Origin of the sequence: Streptomyces sp. SP17BM10, assembly GCF_036322405.1 — a bacterium.
In the GTDB taxonomy this organism is placed as follows: Bacteria; Actinomycetota; Actinomycetes; order Streptomycetales; family Streptomycetaceae; genus Kitasatospora.
On sequence record NZ_JAQYXB010000479.1, the window covers coordinates 144,898 to 165,025 of the forward strand.

Annotated in this window: 10 protein-coding genes and 1 pseudogene; 8 read left to right on the plus strand and 3 right to left on the minus strand. The window is 70.2% G+C overall.

The features are described from left to right. The first annotated feature begins 37 nt into the window (after positions 1-37). The 3 genes from PUR71_RS07565 to PUR71_RS07575 are packed head-to-tail and all read left to right on the plus strand — an operon-like array spanning position 38 to position 768. The gene (locus tag PUR71_RS07565) at positions 38-280 is read left to right on the plus strand and encodes a hypothetical protein (RefSeq protein WP_329925561.1); all 243 of its coding nucleotides are present in this window, start codon (positions 38-40) and stop codon (positions 278-280) included. Next, positions 277-582: a hypothetical protein gene (locus PUR71_RS07570; protein WP_329925562.1), complete on the plus strand. Its 306-nt coding sequence runs from the start codon at positions 277-279 to the stop codon at positions 580-582. The genes PUR71_RS07565 and PUR71_RS07570 overlap by 4 nt, the downstream gene beginning before the upstream one ends. Positions 583-633: 51 nt before the next feature. Further along, the gene (locus PUR71_RS07575; RefSeq protein ID WP_329925576.1) at positions 634-768 is read left to right on the plus strand and encodes a hypothetical protein; all 135 of its coding nucleotides are present in this window, start codon (positions 634-636) and stop codon (positions 766-768) included. 116 nt (positions 769-884) lie between these two features. Here the strand turns inward: PUR71_RS07575 and PUR71_RS07580 are convergent, their stop codons facing one another. Then, complete coding sequence (locus PUR71_RS07580) at positions 885-1,847, minus strand: LysR family transcriptional regulator (RefSeq protein ID WP_329925563.1); 963 nt, start codon at positions 1,845-1,847, stop codon at positions 885-887. Between the two features lie 380 nt (positions 1,848-2,227). Between PUR71_RS07580 and PUR71_RS07585 the strand changes: the two genes are divergently transcribed. Both PUR71_RS07585 and PUR71_RS07590 read left to right on the plus strand, forming a co-directional pair. Further along, positions 2,228-3,019, plus strand: coding sequence for a peptidase (locus PUR71_RS07585; RefSeq protein WP_329925564.1), 792 nt, complete (start codon positions 2,228-2,230; stop codon positions 3,017-3,019). Further along, positions 3,016-3,141 (plus strand): C1 family peptidase, encoded by a 126-nt coding sequence (locus PUR71_RS07590; RefSeq protein WP_329925565.1) that lies wholly within the window; start codon positions 3,016-3,018, stop codon positions 3,139-3,141. The genes PUR71_RS07585 and PUR71_RS07590 overlap by 4 nt, the downstream gene beginning before the upstream one ends. A 73-nt stretch (positions 3,142-3,214) precedes the next feature. Here the strand turns inward: PUR71_RS07590 and PUR71_RS07595 are convergent, their stop codons facing one another. Then, positions 3,215-4,486 (minus strand): helicase associated domain-containing protein, encoded by a 1,272-nt coding sequence (locus PUR71_RS07595; RefSeq protein WP_329925566.1) that lies wholly within the window; start codon positions 4,484-4,486, stop codon positions 3,215-3,217. Positions 4,487-4,924: 438 nt separating this feature from the next. Beyond that, positions 4,925-6,283: a M48 family metallopeptidase gene (locus PUR71_RS07600; RefSeq protein WP_329925567.1), complete on the minus strand. Its 1,359-nt coding sequence runs from the start codon at positions 6,281-6,283 to the stop codon at positions 4,925-4,927. Between the two features lie 448 nt (positions 6,284-6,731). Here PUR71_RS07600 and PUR71_RS07605 point away from each other — a divergent pair, with 448 nt between their 5' ends. The 3 genes and pseudogenes from PUR71_RS07605 to PUR71_RS07615 form a co-directional block, all read left to right on the plus strand. After that, positions 6,732-17,573 (plus strand): LamG-like jellyroll fold domain-containing protein, encoded by a 10,842-nt coding sequence (locus PUR71_RS07605; protein WP_329925568.1) that lies wholly within the window; start codon positions 6,732-6,734, stop codon positions 17,571-17,573. Between the two features lie 11 nt (positions 17,574-17,584). Further along, positions 17,585-18,142 carry an SMI1/KNR4 family protein gene (locus tag PUR71_RS07610; RefSeq protein WP_329925569.1) on the plus strand — a complete coding sequence of 186 codons (558 nt, stop codon included), beginning with the start codon at positions 17,585-17,587 and terminating at the stop codon, positions 18,140-18,142. A gap of 1,643 nt (positions 18,143-19,785) precedes the next feature. Next, a pseudogene (locus PUR71_RS07615) lies at positions 19,786-19,986 on the plus strand (integrase core domain-containing protein); the annotation flags it as partial. Between the last annotated feature and the right edge of the window lie 142 nt (positions 19,987-20,128).

Here is a 20,128-nt window from a genome sequence, read left to right on the forward strand (position 1 = left end):
ACCGGCCCGGGGACGCCGTGCCGGCGCCCGGACGCTAATGTCCGGCCCGGGCCGTTGCTGGACCACGGAGCCGCGCTGGCGCTGGGCGGAGATCCGGCTCGGCGGCCGCTGGCGGCCGTGCCGCATCGAGTCCCGGCGCCTGCACCAGGGCTCCACCACCTGGGTCGCCCTGGTCCGCTGGGGCAGCGGACCCGACGACTGGGGCTGGTACCTCCACCACCCCGACACGATCCGCCGCACCCATCAGCCCACCGACCCCGACGGCCCGGCGAGCTGGTGAACACCGGCAACGACAGCGAGGGCGCGGCCGCCGACCTCGCAGCCGCCCTCGACGCCTTCACCCACGCCGCCGCCCCCGGCCCTGGTCCCCACGCGGGCACCGGGGCCGGGGCCGACGTCTGGCTGACCATCCACACCCCCTACGACATCGAACAGCACACCCTGCGCCTGCCCGTCGACGTCGCCGACTGGATCACCGAGCTGCTCCACGACGAGACCCGGAACCTAGAGGCTGGCCGCCCCGGCGAAGCCGGCGGCCAGGAGGACGGCCAGAACGAGGACGTCGAACCGGCCTGGTGGTGAACCCGCGAACCAGCCCGCGTGGTGTCGGTGGCGGCTGGGATGCTGGCCGGCATGGACGATGACGAGGTGCTGCTGCGAGGCCGGGTCTACGGGGCGGACCACGGGGCCCCCGATTCTGGTCCGCTGCCCGGCCGTTCCTACCGGGAGCTGGTCGGCGGCCCGCTCGACGGCCCCCGGCAGCGATAGGCTCCACGTCCGGCCCGCCTCACCCGGCTGCGCCCCCACCGCCGTTCCGGCGCCTGGATCCCCGCCCAGACCGTCGCCGCCGTCCTGGTTGCCGAGGGGCCGGTCCGGTGGGGTTGTTATGGTGTGGCGGCTTCGGAGGTGCGTGCGGTCCAGGTGAGGTAGGCGGGGCTGTGGCGTACGACTTCGGCGTGGGCCTGCCGTGCGCAGGCGGTGGCTTTGTCGGCCAGGGTGGCGGCGGGGGAGTCGGGGTGCCAGCCGATGATCTGGCGCCAGGTCAGCGGTGTTCCGGACAGTGGCACGGTGATGGTTCCGGGTGGCGGTGCGAAGGCGGCCGCGCACAGTGCGACGGCCCGGCCGGACTCGACCAGGCGCACGCCGACGGGGGTGTCCGCCTCGTCGTGGGAGCGTGGGGTGAAGCCGGCGCGGGCGCATGCTGCGGCGAAGCAGTCGCTGAAGCAGTCGCCGCGCCCGGGTGCGGAGACCCAGTGCTCGTCGGCGAGCTGGGCGAGGTGCAGCTCGGGCTCGGCGGCCAGGGGGTGGTTGTGGGGCAGCAGGACGAAGACCGGGTCGATCGCGATGTCTCGCCAGGTGAGCCGGTCGTCGTAGGTGGTGCCGAGGTGCCCGCAGGCGCCGCCCAGGGCGAAGTCGAGCCGTCCGGCGGCCGCCTGCCCTGCCACGTCCGCCATCTGCGTGAAGCTGACGAAGGTGACGAGCGCATCCGCGCATTCGGCCGTCAGCCGCTCCCACAGCCCCTCATACAGCCGCATCTGGAGGACGCCGACGCGTAGCCGTGAGGGTGCGGCGGTGGGCAGGTTGACCAGGCGGGCTGCTTCCTGCTGGAGTTCGCGCACCGCCGGCAGCAGCACCTCGGCGCGTTCCACGACCAGCCTGCCCAGCGGCGTGGGGCGAACGCCCGCGGGGCGTCGCTCGAAGAGCGTGCCGCCGAAGACCCGCTCGATCCGTTTGAGCTGGGCCGACAAAGCGGCCTGGGTGAGACCGAGGCCGGTGGCGGCCTTGGTCAGACTTCCGGCCTCGGCGATCGCCCGCACGGTCTTGAGATGTCGCAACTCCAGCTCCATGCGGTGACAACCTACGACCCTGGTGTTCGGGATCACAAGGGCCGCAGCCACAATCGGAGCGGGTGGCCGCTGTCAACGGTGAGCAGTCGAGGTCCGGCCTCCTGAACGCCCGTGAAGCCGTCCGGGTCTACGGAACCTCACCTCGACACGGTGTCAAAACCCTGAAAGGTACGCGGCCGATGACCCATAACGCCGACCCCGGGGGCTATGTGACAGGTACCTGCCACCCCGGTGGCGTGGCTACGGTGTGACGCAGTCCGGCCAACGAGTCGTCAGCCGGACTCCCCCACCCGCTTCACCGTGTCCGCCGTGCCCTCGCGCGCGGCGCGGATGCGGCGTGCCGCCCACCCCCGGGCGGCCTCCCCCCAAGGAGCTCCCTGATGCGCATATCCCGAGCGATCGCCCTGCCCACCGCCCTCGCGCTGAGCTGCCTGACCTTCGCGGGCACCGCCACCGCCGCGACCGCGCAGACCACCGCCCCGCACCCCGCGACCGCGCACGCCGGCCCCGAGCACGGCCTCGGCCTGGACCTCGACGCCCTGCGCAACCACCCCCACACCCTCCGGGCCACCTCGTCCGGCGACCTCGCGGACATCGCCCCCTTCGCCAACTTCGGCGACGTCCCGGCCAGCGCCGACCTGACCCAGTACGCACTCACCCCCGGCGACCAGGGCAAGGTCGGCTCCTGCGTGACCTGGGCCACCGGCTACTCCGGCTACGGCATCCTGATGAACGAGCAGAACATCACCGGCGCCCCGATGGCACCGATGTACATCTACTCGCAGATCGCCAAGGGCAACGACAAGGGCACCACCGCCGCCGTCGCCCTGCCGATGGAGCAGGACCAGGGCATCGACACCAAGGCCCACTACTGGCAGGGCGACTTCGACTACACCACCCAGCCCGACGACGACGAGCGCGCCAACGCCGCCAACTACAAGCTCTCCGGATTAACCGCCCTGGCCACCAGCGGCGCCAACGCCAAGGCGGCCATCAAGAACGCGATCTCCCAGGGCATGCCCGTCCCGATCGGTTTCAAGGTCCACAAGAGCTTCAACAGCCTCAACGCGCAGAGCGCCTCCAACTACAGCTACCTGCCCGGCGACGCCGCCAGCGACCCCGTCGAGGGAGGCCACGAGGTGACCATCGTGGCCTACAACACCAGGGTGTGAAGATCGAGAACAGCTGGGGCACCAACTGGGGCGACCACGGCTACTTCACCGTCCCGTGGAGTTTCTTCGACACCGGCGACGTCCAGGAAGCCCACGCCATGGGCAAGCTCATCCAGAGCTGACAGCTCCCGGGCCCGGCCGGGCGGCTCCCGGCCGGGCCCGGGCCTCCCCAGCCGTGCACCCCGACCCGGACGCCTACCAGCTCACCCCGAGGGCTTCCAGCTGGCCGCGTTGCTCGGCCGACAGCTTGTCCCGGCGGGCCTTGGTGTTGTTGAGCCAGGCACCCAGCGACAGGCCCTCACTGGTCTTGTACGGGCGCGGAACACGGGCGTGGCCCTCCCGCTCGACGAACTCGGCGAGGGCCGTCAGGTGGAGCTGGAACCGGTCCGCGCGGGACAGCTTCGGCTTCGTCTCGGCCGCGGCCTTGGCGGCCACCAGCTCCTGGTCCTCGGCGATGCCGATCGCCGTCAGCAGGTCCTGCTGCTCCTCGACCAGGTCCGGCCAGCAGGCCCGCTGCGCCCGCACCCACCGGCCGAGTTGCTCACCCTCGAACACTGTCTCCACCGGCAGGCTCGTCCAGTCGACCAAGCCGTCGGCCTCCAGCCACCACTGCCGGGCCACCGCGTAGGAGCGCTGCCAGGTGATCGGCCAGTGTGGGCACCACCAGGGGTCGATCTCCTCCAGCGCGGCCCGCCGCTGCGGCGCGAGCGCCCCCGGCTCCCCGGCCGGCACCTGCGCGGCGGCCCGCAGCTCGGAGAGCCACGTGCCGATCGCGTATCCGCCGATGGAGGCCCGGGCCGGCGCCGCCAAAGAGCCGCCGTGGCCCTTCGCCCACACCCGCGCCCAGTCCAACCCGGCCTCGAAGCGCGCGTCCGACACGGACCAGATCATCCCGAGCGCGTCCAGCATCTCCACCCGGTGTGGCGCCAGCTCACCATTCGCATTCTCACCGCGCCGGTCCGACAACCACTTTCCCAGAGGGTAATTCCCGTTCTCCCCGACAAGCGCCGAATAAGGAACATCCAGCCCACCGGTCTCCTCAAACCACCTGCGCGCATGACCGATCCCCTCACGCCACAACTGGGTCTCACCGACCAGCACCCGCGACGCGATGAACAGCGCCAGCACGTTCTCATCCACCGGCGCCTGGAACCGCACCGGCAACGTGAACGCCCCCGACCCACCCGCACCAACCATGCTCTCACCAGGCCCAACAGCAGCCTCCGCGCTGCGCCCGGTCGTCCGCTTGCCCGACTTCTGCGGCACCGCCAGGGCCTCCACCACCTTGGCGTCGTGAGAGCGCAAGGCCGTCAGAATCTCGATCAGCGGACCGTAGCTGTCCGACTCCAGAATGTCCCCGGGCTGCTCACCGACCTTGAGGAAAACCGGTACGATCAGGCTGGCGGTCTTTCCCTCTCCGGGCTGCATGCGCAGGGCCCGGCCGATGGCCTGGACGATATCCACCATGCTGCCCCTGCCTTGCAGGAGAACTGAATCCGCGTCCGGGATATCCATTATCTGGAGTTGCCCGGCGTGTGAGTGACGTTTGCTCTGGCGCTGAGCTGCTCGAAGAGGGAGCCCCCAGGGCTGACTTTTGTGTGAGGGACGTTTGTCGTGGCCCGGTGTGCTCGGTGCTCACAGTCAGAGCCCTGGGGCTGGGAGCAGTCCAACTGGCGCCGGCCGCGTGAGGCGAGACGGGGCGAGCACGGCGCGGGCGGCCCCAGAAGGCTGCCAGGTCGCCTCCGCCAGGCCCGGCCGCCGCCGGTCTCGGCCTTGAGCTCCGGCGTGAACGAGCGGCGAGGGCGTGGCTTCTTCCCCCGTGCTCTCCATGATGGACCTCGTCCTTCCGGGGGTGCTCGGTGCCCTGATCAGGGAGTCCGTCAGGCGGATCAAGCCCAGGAGTCCCTAGCCCGCGAGGAGCATGCGGGCGATCCGCGTGCGGTGGGGCGCGAGTTCGGTGGCGATGGCTGTGGACTCGGCGGTCGTGATGGTGACGGCTGCGGGCAGGGCCGGTGCTTTGTCGAGCAGCGCGATACGCAGGTGGGTCGGGGGATGCGTGGTGTCCACGGCGAAACGGGCGTGGGTGCTGCGGCGGCGCAGGCGTTCGCGTTCGGTGGGCGGAAGGCCCGTCAGGTGTTCACGCAGCCGATCCCAGAGGGCGTCCGGGGTCGTGGTTGCCTGGTCGTCGGTGTGGCCGGTCCCACGACGGACGACGCGGGGGCGGCGGTTCTGGTGGTCGGCGCGCAGCCGGGTGATCACGGTATTGGCGGCGCCCTCGAGCAGGAGGGATTCGAGCATGCCGCGGGCCGCTTCGGTGGATCCGGCGTGGGCGGCGAGTGCGTCGGCGCGGTACTCGGCTTCCTGGCCGGCTCGGGCGGTGAGCCGGTCGAGGAGCAGCAGGAGTTGCCACAGCACCCACGCGATGGTGTTCATCACGGCGTTGCTGAGCAGTTCGGCGAGCTGGAACAGCAGCCGCATCCCGCCCTCGCCCCAGCCGCCGCGCGGGCGGGCCATGCCGTACCAGTGCGCGAGCGCTCCGATCGCCGAGGACAGCCACAGGCCGCGTCGGTGGTCGCCGTTGACGCGGTGTCCGAACTCGTGGCCGAGCAGCGCGATCCGCTGCGGGTCGTCGAGCGCCTGCCACAGGGGCAGGCCGATCGTGAGCACCGGGCGCCGCCGCAGTCCGACGAGTGCGAAGCTCGCGTTGAACTCCTCGGTGAGCCGGATGACGTGGACCGGTGGTGACCCCACCTCGGCGGCGACCCGGTCGGCCAGCCCGTAGAGAGCGGGTGCTGCGGAGCGGGCGAGCACGGTCTCGTCGTTCGGTACCCGGCCCAGTCTCGGGCGCAGCAGGACGACGGCCGCGAGGGCGACCGCGCCCAGGCAGCGCAGCGGGGTGTTCCCGGTGGCGAGCAGCCACAGACCCCAGCCGAACAGGGCGAGGGTGGCGAGGTGGACGAGGCCGGCGATGGCGCCGGCGGCGAGCCAGTCGCGCCGGGCGGTTGTGGTGGGGCGTCCGGCGGCGAGCTCCTGGAACAGCCGGTCGGCGCGGGCGGCGGCGGCCTGCTGGTGCTTGGTGGGGGAGCATCCGGGTCCCTCGGGGATGAGGTTCCACTCGCAGCCCGGGCACCAGAGAGCGAAGCGCGGGTCGGGGTGCAGTGGCGCCGCGCACTGCGGACAGGTCCGTGTGGCGGTGTCGTCTGGGCTCGCGTCGGTGGGCGCGGTGTGGGCGGGCACGGGAACGGCGGCGGCAGGTGTGGACACGGTGGTGATGATGCCAGCGGACACTGCCGGCCGTCATCCTGGGTTCGCCGGACCGGCGGCCGGTTTCCATCGCACCTGTGTGTCGCCTGTGTTGACTCCCGGCGCCCGGATCTTCCCGTGGCCGGGCTTGCCGCAGTCGACGAAGTGGACGCGGAAGCAGTGCGCGGGTCCGTGCACGGCCCGACGTTGCGCACCCACGCCTGCGACGTCAGATGTCGCCTCCACGCCTGCGTCCCGGTCCCGGCAGACCACTTCTTCAATCAGAGTGTCAGATTTCGTAAATTGCCCCGGTCTTTGCAAATTCGTTCCGTGATTCGCATCACTTCAAGATCGTCAACTCTTTGTCGACGTGACGATAATCGGATATATCTGCTGCCGTTTCATTTGCCTTTCTTGAACGTCTGGTGGGTTCCGAGTGCTGCGCCGTCCCCTGGCAATCCTGCTGGCCATGACCATGGTCGTCCTCGGAACAGCCGAGGGGTCGGCCGCCGCCGAGACCCTGCTGCGCCGGGCGGCCGAGACCGCGCCTGCTGATCCTGGCCCGCACCCCAAGCAGCCGCAGGGCAGCGCCGACGGGCGCGGCCACGACGCAACCACCGCCGCCACCAGCGCGAACGACGGTTCCGGTCACCCCGGCGCGGCTCCCGCCCCGGGCGAGCTGCCTGAGGACAAGACCACCGTCGCGCCCGCCCAGGCCGTCGCGCCGCCCCGGACCGCTCAGCTGCCCGCCACCGAGGCCAAGGTCACCGACAAGCCCGTCGCCAAGCCGGCCGGCAAGGTCGACCCGGCCAAGAGCTTTGACCCTGCGACCAGTAAGGAACTTCCCGAGAAGCGCACCGCGCAACAGCGGACCTTTCAGAACGCGGACGGGACCTTCACGACCCGCAATTACTCGAAGCCCGTCAACTTCCGGCGCCCCGACGGTTCCTGGGCCGCCATCGACACCACCCTGATACCCGCCCGCACTGCCACCGCCGGCCTCACTGCCCCTGTTCAAGGTGGCTGGACCACTGGCTCTGCCGAGCAAGAGCTCAAGCTCGGCCTCAGCGCCGCCGCTGTTGAGGACAGCTCGACCAGTGGCCCTGCCGGGCAGCAGCTCAAGCTCGGCCTCACGGCCCCCGTCCAGAACGGCTGGACCACCACCTCCACCGAGCAGCAGCTCAAGCTCGGCCTCACCGCCGACGCCGCCCCGCTGGTCCAGTTCCAGCTCGCTGACGGCATCTCCGTCGGCTACGGCCTCCAGGGCGCGGCCTCCGTCCAGGGCACCGCCCAGGGCAGCGTCGTCACCTACGCCGGCGCCCGTCCCCAGTCGGACGTGACGATCCAGGCCGGCAACTCGTCCTTCAAGGAGACACTGGTCCTCAAGGACACCAGCGCGCCCACCGAGTGGGTCTTCCCGCTGCGCCTGCAGGGCGTCACCGCCGCGATCGACGCCGACGGTTCCGTGCACTTCACCGACGCCGCCGGCACCCTGCGCGGGCGCATGCCCGCCGGCTGGATGCAGGACTCCGCCTTCGCTCCCAACACGGAGGAAGGCGCGATCACCGGCGGCGTCACCTACGAGATCGTCCAGCTGGCGGCAGGCGGGCAGGCCCTCAGGGTCAAGCTCGACGAGGCCTGGCTCCACGCGCCCGAGCGCGTCTACCCGGTCAAGGTCGACCCGTCGGTCTCCTCCGTCCAGGCCCTGGAGACCACCTACGCCTACTCCGGTCACGAGCAGGACTTCTCCGGCGACACCGTCCTCAAGGTCGGCACCAACAACGGCGGCAATAACCAGGCCACCTCGTTCATCAAGTTCACCGGCATCGAGGACTCCCTCAGCAACGCGACCGTCCTCGGCGCCCGCCTGAGCCTGTACAACGGCTGGTCCTACAGCTGCACTCCGCGCACCGTCACCATCCACCAGGTCACCTCCTGGTGGTCGCCCGGCGGAGTGCGCGCCTCGTCCGCGCCCTCCACCGGCTCCGCCCTGGCCGCCCCGTCCTTCGCGCACGGCTGGCGGCCCAGCCCCTCCAGCGCCTGGGCCTGCCCGGAGGCCTGGGAGTCGATCGACCTCGGCGCCGACGGCCGCGACCTGGTCAACTCCTGGACCCACCACTGGACCGCGAACTACGGCCTGGCCATCAAGACTGACGTCTGGGACAACTACTCCTGGAAGCAGTTCGGCAGTGCCAACATGTCCGGCGGCCAGCCGTCCCTGGACGTCACCTGGTCCCGCTACGGCGCCGACTACGAACTCTGGGGCCTGCAGCAGCCGGTGACCGCCACCCAGGAAGGCATCGTCCGCCTGCGCGTGTGGAACCGCGGCATGGACACCTGGACCCCCACCAACAACTACAAGATGTCGTACCTGCTGTTCGACCAGTGGGGCAACAACATCACCAACTACGGCACCAACATCGCCTGGACTTCGATGCCGGGCGACGTGCCCCCGGGCGGCAGTGCCGTGGTCGACGCGCACATCCGCGCCCTTCCGCAGGGCGCGTACACCGTCGCGTTCACCATGGACCAGTACCAGGTCAGCAACTTCTTCAACGACGCCTACGTCCAGCCGATCAAGATCCAGATCTCCTCCATCAACATCCCCCCGTACATGACACGCCTTGCCCCGCCCTCCGGCGAGGTCGTCTACCAGCTCCAGCCCACCCTCATCGGCGAGGGCGTCGACCCCGACCGGGCCCCCAACCCCGAGTTGGACTACCGCTTCGAGGTGTGCCGCGTCGTCGGCTCCGACGCCCGCGTCGACTGCAAGCAGAGCCCATGGCTCAAGCGCCAGTCCCGCTTCGTCGTCCCAGCCGGCTGGCTGACCTGGAACGAGCAGTACGCCTGGTACGCCCAGGCCGGCGACGGCGCGGCCGAGAGCCCCGAGACCCAGGCCTCCTACATCCGCACCGTTCTGCCCCAGCCCAGCCAGTACACCACCGCGGCCGACGCCGGGCGCAGCGTCAACACCGCGGCCGGCAACTACACCACCGCCGCGACCGACGCCGCCCTGCCCGTCGTCGGCCCGGAGCTGTCCGTCACCCGCAGCTACAACTCCCTCGACCCGCGCACCGACGGCGCCTTCGGCGCGGGCTGGTCCAGCCCCTGGGACATGCGCGTCCAGGTCGAGACCAGCAGCTGGCTCTCACTGCCCGGCAACGCACTGGTCACCGCTGCCAACGGCTCGCGCGCCCGCTTCGGATGGGACCCGGGCACGAACGCCTACGTCCCCGGCGCCGGCATGGCCGCCGACCTGCGCAAGGCGGACGGTGGCGGCTGGACGCTCACCGACCGCGCCGGCCTGGTCCACACCTTCGGCGCCGACGGGAAGCTCACCCGCGTCACCGACACCGCCGGCCACACCCAGGACCTCGTCTACAGCTCCGGGCGCCTCGCCCAGGTCAAGGACAGCGCCTCCGGCCGAAACCTGACCCTCAACTGGACCGGCAACCACGTCACCGCCGTGACCGCCTCCGGCTCCAACGGCAGCTGGTCCTACCAGTACAACGGCGACCAGCTCACCAAGGTGTGCCCGCCCGGCGCCGACCCGACCGCCGCCACCGGCTGCACCGTCTACGACTACGGCACCGGCTCGCGCTACCGCACCGCCGTCCGCGACGCCGGCCCCGCCGGCTACTGGCGCCTAGGCCAGGCCGACGGTACCGCCGTCGCCAACGAAGCCCAGGTCAGCGACCGCTCCCCGGCCGACGCCGAGGACGTCACCTGGGGCATCGGCGGCGCGCTCGCCGCCAGCGGCAACCAGGCCGTCACCCTCAACGGGCGCTCCACCTCCTACGTCGAGCTGCCCAGCCGCGCCATCAGCTCCTCCGCCAACCGCAGCGTCGAGCTGTGGTTCCGCACCACCTCCGCCGGCGTCATCCTCAGCCTGCAGAACCGCGCGATGAACGAGGCCCCGTACAACGTCGTCCCCGCCCTCTACGTGGGCTCCGACGGCAAGCTGCGCGGCCTGTTCTACGGCGTCACCGGCGGCCCGATCACCACACCGGGCACCGTCACCGACAACACCTGGCACCACGTCGTGCTCGCCGGCGCCCGGGCCAACACCGCCCTCTTCCTCGACGGCACCCTCGTCGGCACCGCCGCCGGCGAGATCGACTACCTCAACATGGACCGCGCCTACCTCGGAGGCGGCTACACCGGCACCATGCCCGGCGGCAACGGCGGCATGTCCTGGTTCACCGGCCAGATCACCGAAGCCGCGGTCTACGACTACCCGCTCACCGAGCAGACCGTCGCCGAGCACTACGCCCTGCGCGTCGGCAGCGCCCAGCTCACCAAGACCACCCTGCCCTCCGGCCGCACGAGCGCCCAGGTCGCCTACGACACCACCACCGAACGCGTCACCAAGGTCACCGACGCAGCCGGCAGCGACTGGAAGATCTCCGAACCGACCTTCAGCGGCGGCTCCTTCCTCTACAGCAACGCCGTCAAGACCTCCACCCCGGCCGGCTACTGGCGCCTGGGCGAACGCGACGGCGCCACCGCCGCCAGCGAAGTCGGTACCGGCCTGGCCGGCACCTACGGCGACGGCGTCACCAAGAAGGCCCCCGGCGTCTTCGCCCCCACCGACATCACCGCCGCCCGCTTCGACGGCTCCGCCACCTCCCGGATCGAGATCCCCCAGGACGTCCTGCACGCCACCACCGACCTCGCCGTCGAACTCTGGTTCAACACCACCACCCCCGGCGTCCTGCTCGGCGACCAGAGCCAGAAGATCGACGACCCCGCCGGCATCGGCGGCACCTGGACCCCCGTCCTGTACGTCGGCTCCGACGGCAAACTGCGCGGCCGCTTCTTCAGCACCCCGATGGACAACGCAGCCTCGACCAAGTCCGTCACCGACGGCGCCTGGCATCACGCCGTGGTCTCCGTCCAGGGCACCGCCCAGACCCTCTACCTCGACGGCCAGGTCGTCGGCGTCCAGAACGGCACGGTCGATCACCAGAAGAACAGCCACACCTACATCGGCGCCGGCTACGCCCGCAACTGGCCCGCGTCCCCCGGTGACATCAGCCACTTCACCGGCACCATCGGCGAAGTCGCCCTGTACCAGCACCCGCTGAGCACCGGCGACGTCGTCGCCCATTACCGCGCCCGCAGTGCCCAGGTCGCCGGCCAGGGCGTCGGCTACCGCGGCTCCGTCGTCGCCGACTCGCCCGGCGGCTACTGGCGCCTGGACGAGACCTCCGGCACCACCGCCGCCAGCGAGGTCGCCGCCATCAAGGGCAACGGCACCTACGCCGCGGCCGCCAAGCCCGGCACCACGGGCGTGTTCGGCCCCGGCGACGGAAGCGCCACCGAGTTCAACGGCACCAGCACCTCCTACGTCGACCTGCCCACACCGATCCTGCAGACCGGCACGGAACTCGCCGCCGAACTGTGGTTCCGCACCGGCGCCCCCGGCGTCCTGCTGAACATCCAGAGCGAACCGATGGGCGCCAGCCCCTACAACACCGTCCCGGTCCTCTATGTCGGCTCCGACGGCAAGCTGCGCGGCTGGTTCTACGGCATCAACGGCGGCCCGATCACCTCCGCCGGCGCCGTCACCGACGGCTCCTGGCACCACGCCGCGATCAGCGCCACCCAGGGCACCCAGTCGCTCTACCTGGACGGCACCCTCGTCGGCACTGTCCAGGGCACGCCCAACCACCTCAACATGAACCGCACCTACCTGGGCGGCGGCTACACCGGCACCGTGCCCGGCGGCAACGGAGGATGGTCCTGGCTGACCGGCCAGATCGACGAAGTCGCCTTCTACCAGCACCCGCTGACCGCCGAACGCGCAGCCGCCCACTACCAGGCCCGCTCCGCCTCCTCGGCCACCGAACTCGCCTCCCGCGTCACCCTCACCGACCCGGCCGGCAACACCACCACCGACATCCACGACGTCACCCGCGGCAACCGCCTCATCTCCCGCACCGACGAGGCCGGCAACACCACCAGCTACACCTACGACACCGGCGGCTTCGTCCACACCGTCACCGACCCCAACGGCCACTCCACCGTCAGCGGCCAGGACGCCCGCGGCAACACCGTCTCCCTGACCACCTGCCGCGACGTCGACTCCTGCTGGACCTCCTACACCAGCTACTTCCTCAACAAGGACAACCCGCGCGACCCGCGCAACGACAAGCCCGTCGAAACCCGCGACGCCCGCTCCACCGGCCCGGCCGACACCACCTACCGCACCACCGCCGCCTACAACGCCCTCGGCCTGCCCGAATCCACCACCCGCCCCGACGGCCGCACCACCCACACCAGCTACACCACCGGCACCGAACCCGCCTACGGCCCCGGCGGCGGCACCACCCCGCCCGGCCTCCTCGCCAGCGAGACCACCGCCGCCGGCGCCCTCACCAGCTACGCCTACTACGCCAACGGCGACCTCGCCCGCACCACCCTGCCCAGCGGCCAGACCCTCACCTACGGCTACAACGCCGCCGGCCGCAAGACCTGGGCCACCGAGACCTCCGACGCCCAGCCCGCCGGCATCACCACCACCTACGAGTACGACGAACTCGGCCACCTCACCGCCCAGACCGGGCCCAAGGTCACCGACGCCGTCACTGCGGACACCCACCAGACCAAGACCACCGTCACCTTCGACCCCGACGGCCGCCCCACCAGCACCACGACCGCCGACATCGCCGGCAACGACGGCTCCCGCACCGCCAGCACCACCTACGACACCGCGGGCCGCCCCGACAGCGACACCGACGCGATGGGCAGTGTCACCCGCTACGGCTACGACGCCCTCAGCCGCCGCACCACCGTCACCGACCCGCTCGGCCAGGTCACCCGCTACACGTACACCCCGCGCAGCCAACCCGCGACCACCGTCGTCGAAGGCTGGAACGGCGACGGCAAGGGCGTACGCGACCTCACCGCAGAGTCCCGCGCCTACGACCCCGCCGGCCGACTCGCCTCCGTCACCGACGCCATGGGCGCCGTCACCAGCTACACCTACTTCGACGACGGCCTGCCCGCCACCACCCGCGCCGAGGCCGTCACCCAGGCCGACGGCACCAGCCACCCCGTGGTCCTGGACGCCAACGAGTACGACGGCGCCGGCTACCTGACCAAGCAGACCACCGGCGGCGGACGCACCACCGTCGTGCGCACCGTCGACCCCTCCGGCCGCGTCACCCAGACCGTCCTCGACCCGGCCGGCCTCGCCCGCACCACCACCCTCGGATACGACGCCGACGACCGCGTCACCACCAGCACCCTCAAGGTCAGCAGCACCGAGAACAGCGTCCAGACCAACACCTACGACCCCGCCGGCCGCCTGACCCGCACCCAGCTCGCCTCCTCGGCCGGCGGCCCGACCGCCGTCAGCACCTTCACCTACGACCAGCGCGGCCTGCTCACCAGCAGCACCACGCCCAACGGCAACGCCACCGGCGCCGACCCCACCGCCTACACCACCACCTACCAGTACGACACCCTCGGACGCCGCACCACCACCATCGCTCCGGCGGTCGCCACCGAGAGCGGGGGAGTGGCCGCCACCACCGTGCACCCCACCGTCACCACCGGCTACAACGCCTTCGGCGAGGCCGTCACCACCAAGGACGCGCTCGGCCGGATCACGCGCACCACCGTCGACCAACTCGGCCGCGCCACCGAGATCCGCCTGCCCGACTACACCCCGCCCGGCGCCACCACCCCGCTCACCTCCACCAGCCGCGCCGAGTACGACAAGCTCTCCCGCATCACCACCAGCACCGACCCCGCCGGCCGGCGCACCACCTTCGGCTACGACCGCCTCGGCCACCAGACCCAGCGCACCGACCCCAACTCCCTCGGCGGCCTCCAGCCCCCGGTCGACGACAACCCGCCGACCTGGAACGCGACCTGGACCCCCACCGGCCTGCAGCTGTCCGCCACCGACCCGCTCGGCGCCCGCACCGAGGCCACCTACGACCAGCTCGGCCGCACCCTCACCGCCACCGCCGTCGAACGCCAGCCCACCCTCCAGAACCTGACCACCACGTTCACCTGGGACGACGCCAGCAACCGCACCGCCCTCACCACCCCGGCCGGCAACACCAGCACCGCCACCTACAACCCCGCCGGACAGGTCGTCACCACCACCGACGCCCTCGGCCGCACCACCAAGGCCGAGTACGACGGCATCGGCCGCACCCTGCGCACCATCGCCCCCCTCGGCGAATCCGTCCGCACCCGCTACGACGGCCTCGGCAACCCCACCGCCACCGACAACCTCGACCCCGCCGGCACCGTGCTGCGCACCGCCACCGCCACCTACGACCTCGAAGGACGGCCGCTCACCACCACCAGCCCGGCCACCGGAGCCGTCACCAGCACCGCCTACGACGCGCTGGGCCGCGCGGTGAAGCTCACCGAGCCGGTCGCCACCGGCCAGGCGATCACCACAACCTTCGGCTACGACGCCGCCGGAAACCGCACCCGCCTCACCGACGGTCGGGGCAACACCACCGTCTACACGTTCAACGCCTGGAACCTGCCCGAGTCCACCGTCGAACCCGCCACCACCGCCCACCCCGCCACCGCCGACCGCACCTGGACCACCGCCTACGACGTCGCCGGCCAGGCGGTGCGCACCACCGAGCCCGGCGGCGTGGTACGCGCCAGCAGCTACGACCCGCTCGGCCGCCTGGTCCGTGAGAGCGGCACCGGCGCCGAAGCCACCACCACCGACCGGGAACTGGCCTACGACAAGGCCGGCCGCCTGATCCGGCACAACTCCGCCACCCTCAACGGCCAGAACTACGCCTACAACGACCGCGGCCTGCTCATCAAGGCGGGCACCGACCTGACCGCCGCCACTCAGACCTGGGAGTACGACGCCGACGGGCGCGTCATCAAGCGCTGGGACAAGGACACCGACGCGACCATGTTCGGCTACAAGGCCGACGGTCAGCTCGACTGGGCCAACAACCCCAAGCTCAAGACCCAGAACTGGTACGGCTACGACGGCGACGGCCGCCTCGGCAGCCAGTCCTACGTCGCTGCCGACCCGGCCGACGCCACCAAGCTCAAGCCCATGTCCGAACGGCGCCTGAGCTACGACGCCCTCGGCCGCCTGAACGGCGACCAGCTCTCGGTCAGCGGCAACCCCAACACCCCGCTCACCGGCACCGCCTACGAGTACGACCTCGACAACCGCCTGACCCGCAAGACCGTCAGCGGCGCCGCCACCGACCCGGTCAAGGACAACCGCTACGGCTACGACCAAGCCGGACGCCTCACCTCCTGGACCATCGACGGCACCACCACCGCCTACGAGTGGGACGCCGCAGGCAACCGCACCAAGAACGGCACCGCCACCGCCACCTACGACGAACGCAACCGCCTCCAGTCCGACGGCACCAGCACCTACCGCTACACCGCAAGGGGCACCCTCGCCGCCGTCACCACCGCAGGCAAGGACGACACCCTCGCCAACGACGCCTTCGACCGCCTGATCACCGAAGGCACCACCACCTACACCTACGACGGCCTCGACCGCGCCACCACCCGAGGCGCCGCCCGCTTCACCTACGACGGCGGCTCCAACAACCTGACCGGCGACGGCACCTGGACCTACGCCCGCGACACCGCCGGCAACCTGCTCGGCGCCGCCAACGCCACCACCAGCGTCCGCGTGCGCACCGACCAGCACACCGACGCCACCACCACCCTCGACACCAACGGCACCACCGTCACCGGCACCACCACCTACGACCCCTTCGGCAAGCCCACCACCTCCGGCACCACCACCGGCCTCGGCTACCAGAGCGGCTGGACCGACCCCGACACCGGCGACGTCAACATGCACGCCCGCTGGTACCGCCCCGGCACCGGCTCATTCACCTCCCGCGACTCCTACCTCCTCGCCCCCACCCCCTCCGCCCAGGCCAACCGCTACACCTACGCCAACGCCGCCCCCCTGAACGGCACCGACCCCTCGGGACACTTCGACGTCAGCAGCTGCGGCTGTGCCGGCGGTCCGGCCGTCGTGGCGCCAGGCGGTGGCGGCGGCATCTCGTTCGGGAACGGAGGCGGGAAGTTCGGCGGCAGCATCACCATCCCGCGGCCCGCACCCAAGCCGGCCGCGCCCAACGCCAACACTCAGGCCGAGCCGTACGTAGGGGAAGTTTCGGGATACCAAGCACCGGGCTCGTCCAGCGGCTTCACCATGCCGGGTTTCTCCGTGGGCGGTGTGACCAGCTTCGGCTACGGGGCGTACGGCGGCTACGGCTACGTTCCCGGCAACAACGCAGGCAGCGACATCTACCAGGAGAAGCTGGCTGCCCGGGACCACTGGAGGTCCAGCTCCTCTTCCTCCGCGTCGACGTCGAGCCCGATCGGCACGCCCGTTGGAGGACCTGAAGCAACCCCGGACCGGGGCTCCGACCCCAGGCCGTCGCGCCCGACCTGCAAGACCTGCCGTGGAGCCAGCGCGCCCCCGCGCCCGCCCGCACCCAGGGCCGAGCCGCCCAAGCCCCTGTGGGACCCGACGAAGGCCACGGTCGAGCGCCCCGCCCCCCAGCTCGACTGGGCCCCCAAGGACCCGCGCGACACCCTCAACGTCATCGCCGCCTCCTACAGCAGCGCCAGCCTGCTCGCCATGGTGGCCCTCACCCCCAACGTCATTCCGACCACCGTGGCAGCCCCTGGACCCCAGCCGGGCCAAGGCAACGCGCCGGACCCGGACAAGCCCAAGAGCTGCCTTGAGCGCAAACCTGCCGGCGCCGACACCGACAACAAGGATGGAAGCGGAAGCGGCTGGATCATGTACGGGGACATGGAAGACGTCGTCGGCAGCCCGGGAGTGAAGCGACCGACCGCCGCCGAGGCATGCCTCACTGGCAAGCCGTCCCAGAAGCGCGGTACCGGTGCGGGAGGAGAGATCACCGGATGGGCAGAAGCCAAGGAGACGGCGAAAAATGCGGGCTGGGACGTAGACGACGCGGACTCGAACCTGCTGGCCCGTTGTCACTTCATCGCGCGTGAGTTCGGCGGTCGAGGCGTGGCTCAGAACCTTGCGCCGTGCTTCCAGGTTGGAGTAAATACGACCACGGCAGCCATGCGAGGATTCGAGAAGGATATTGTCGGGACGGCCATGAGGAAGGGTATGGTTGTGGACTATGTAGTGGATCCGGTCTATAAAACGCCATCGAGCAGAATCCCTGTGGGATTCTTCATGGTTGCCATTGGGGAATTCGCGGATGGTAGGCGGACGGGTCTCGGTGTGAGGCTCGTGCGCAATGAAAAGGAGAATCCCACTAGTGGGCAAATGATTCCGCTAGGCGATTAGGAGGGTGAAGGATGACAAGCGCGATCGGACGCCTTGCAGAAGTGATGGGAGATCCCGGCCGTGAACCCGTCGAGGTGCGGTGGGCTGGGGCGGTCGAGAAACTCGGTGTCCAGCTCCCATCGGACTTCCGTGAATTGGTAGAACGCTACGGCCGTGTCCAGTACCACGGAGACCTCGTGGTGGTTGCTCCGTCTCTGAGGCCTGACGTTCCGGACGGGGAGAGGTTCAATGGTCTCCACCGGTTCAATCAAGATCTGGGAGAGATGCTTGAGCAGTGGTACGAGTGGTATCCAGAACTAGGGCGCCCCTATGAGCCTTTCCCGGCGCCGGGCTGTCTGATCGGATGGGCAAACAATACGTCTAATGACTACTTCTGTTGGGATACCTCGGCGGCCGATCCGGACCAATGGCCAGTTGTGCTATGGCGATACGGTGGAGACGAGATGAACCGTTTTGATGGTGGCATGGCCGACTTCCTTGCCGCCGTCCTGACTGGTGACTACCCGGACGCCGAAGAGCTGATCGACCGGTCCATGGGTCCCGCGATGTGGCGGTCTTTGTCTCCTTGACGCTCCTGGGGGGAAATGTGGCGACGCCGGCTCTGGACTGGCCATCATCTTCGCGGGCATGGCGACTTATCGCTGAGCACTGGACTCGGGCACCTTGCCCCGCAAGAAGTCCCGCGTCATACCGGCGGCCCCAGAATGCCGCCAGGCCGCTCCCACCAGGCTCACCCCGTCGCCGTGTTCCTCGAGCGCGGCGGGCGCAGGCGGGCGGGGACGATCCGGGGGCTCCTTTGGCTGGCGCCGGGCCCGGGCTCGTCAGCCCCAGCCGAGGCCGGGCCCGGCGAGCTTGTCGAGCTTTCCACCGTGGCGCCGTCACCTGCTGGGTCTCAGAAAGCGCACGCAGTGGGGTGCGGTCATGTTTGATGATGGAAGGATGCGGATCGAGCTACCAAACCACGGCGCGCGCATCAGCGGCGGCGCTTCTGGGCCGGAGGATCCGGCCGATGATGTCTACCTCTTCGCGGCTCGGCCTGCGCTGCGGCGCCTTAGGGTCCTGGCCGATGCCGATGTACTGGTCGACTCTGATCAGCCATGGGGCCAGCATCGCTTCTCTCGGGGATGCTGGGCCACCGCTACCTCCAGACCTGGCGGTATGCCGACGACGGGCCACCCCCGGCCCTGCCACGCCGACAGGCGACCCCGAGCCTCCAAGTGGCTCCCGGCTGGGTGGAGCTTGTCGATGCCCCTACCGGCAACGGTGACCGCCATTTCGTCCAGGATCTTGGCGAAGGAAGCGCCAGCTACGGTGCGCTCATCGGCAATCGAGCGCAGATCGCAGTAAACGATGTCCACCACCCCGCCTACGGAGACCTTCCGCCGGAGCAAACAGCCAAGCGCCGCGAGGCGGACAGCCTCGCGGCCCAGATCGCAGAACAGATCGACGCTGACCTGTTCGTGACGCGGCGCCCATATCTTCAAGGAACCCCGATCCCCTACGACGGAGTGACGATCTGTACGCCCGAGGAGGCCCTGCCCCGGGTTGGTCTCTACTTGAGATCCCAAAACGAGTTCTACCTGTCCATAGGGACTGACGGAAAAGGTGCCGCCCGAACCAACAAGAACGCCTTCTACCGGATCGGTGTCGCGGAGTACCTGCCCGCCACGTGGCGCTGGCTGACAGCCTGCGCCCAACACTCGGCTGGCACCGGCAATGAGAACCTGATCCGCACCGCCGGCTCTCTGCTCCTACGCGTGCAGCGCGCCCTACAGGCCAGAGACGAGCTCTACGCAGCCCTCAACCAGCCTCAGACCGTTGATAGCGCAGAGGCGCAACTGAACAGCCTCGACACGGTCCTGATCAACCTGATGGGAGCGGTCGACATCTCGGCCCGCGTCGCTCACGCCGTGCTGCGCCTGCCTCCCAGGTCAGCGCACAGTGCCGGCTGGCAGAGGAAGGATTTCGTGCTCGAGGTTGGCAAACTCGCTCCTGCGCTCGCTGCCGTGGTCGCCTCCGGAACTGACGGGCAGAACGCCCTGACGATTCTGCGCCTGCTGCGCAATTGTGTGCACGGCGCGGCACTCGCCCCGCTGGCAGTCAGCACAGGACGGTGGGAGCCGGGGCGGACACTGGTCGGTCTTCCCCTAGAGGACGTGCCGCAGCTCGTGAGCGCGATGGACGCGCTCGGCGGGGCACCTGAACGCCTGGGGAGTCCAACAGCAAGGTCGAACGCTTCAACCACACCCTGCTCGACGAATGGGCCTACGCCCAGCCTTACCGCACCGAGCAGGAACGACGCGACGCCTACCCCGCATGGCTCCACACCTACAATCACCACCGCGGACACACCGCGCTCAAAGGCCAACCACCCGCCAGCCGCGTTCCCAATCTCACGGGTCAGTACACCTAGAGCGTGTCTCGGCGGGCTCCAGGCCCGGCCGGGTCACCGCCAGTGGAGTCCGAGTGCGGCGAGTTGGTCGAGTTGCTCCTCAGTGAGCTTGGCCCGGCGGGTCTTCGTGTTGGAGATCCAGACCCCGAGTTTCACTTCCACC

Excerpts from the sequence above, each read along its gene's own strand:
- PUR71_RS07565 (WP_329925561.1), top strand. The coding sequence starts at position 38 with ATGTCCGGCCCGGGCCGTTGCTGGACCACGGAGCCGCGCTGGCGCTGG.
- PUR71_RS07575 (WP_329925576.1), top strand. The coding sequence starts at position 634 with ATGGACGATGACGAGGTGCTGCTGCGAGGCCGGGTCTACGGGGCGGAC.
- PUR71_RS07580 (WP_329925563.1), bottom strand. The coding sequence starts at position 1,847 with ATGGAGCTGGAGTTGCGACATCTCAAGACCGTGCGGGCGATCGCCGAG.
- PUR71_RS07585 (WP_329925564.1), top strand. The coding sequence starts at position 2,228 with ATGCGCATATCCCGAGCGATCGCCCTGCCCACCGCCCTCGCGCTGAGC.
- PUR71_RS07595 (WP_329925566.1), bottom strand. The coding sequence starts at position 4,486 with ATGGTGGATATCGTCCAGGCCATCGGCCGGGCCCTGCGCATGCAGCCC.
- PUR71_RS07605 (WP_329925568.1), top strand. The coding sequence starts at position 6,732 with ATGACCATGGTCGTCCTCGGAACAGCCGAGGGGTCGGCCGCCGCCGAG.
- PUR71_RS07610 (WP_329925569.1), top strand. The coding sequence starts at position 17,585 with ATGACAAGCGCGATCGGACGCCTTGCAGAAGTGATGGGAGATCCCGGC.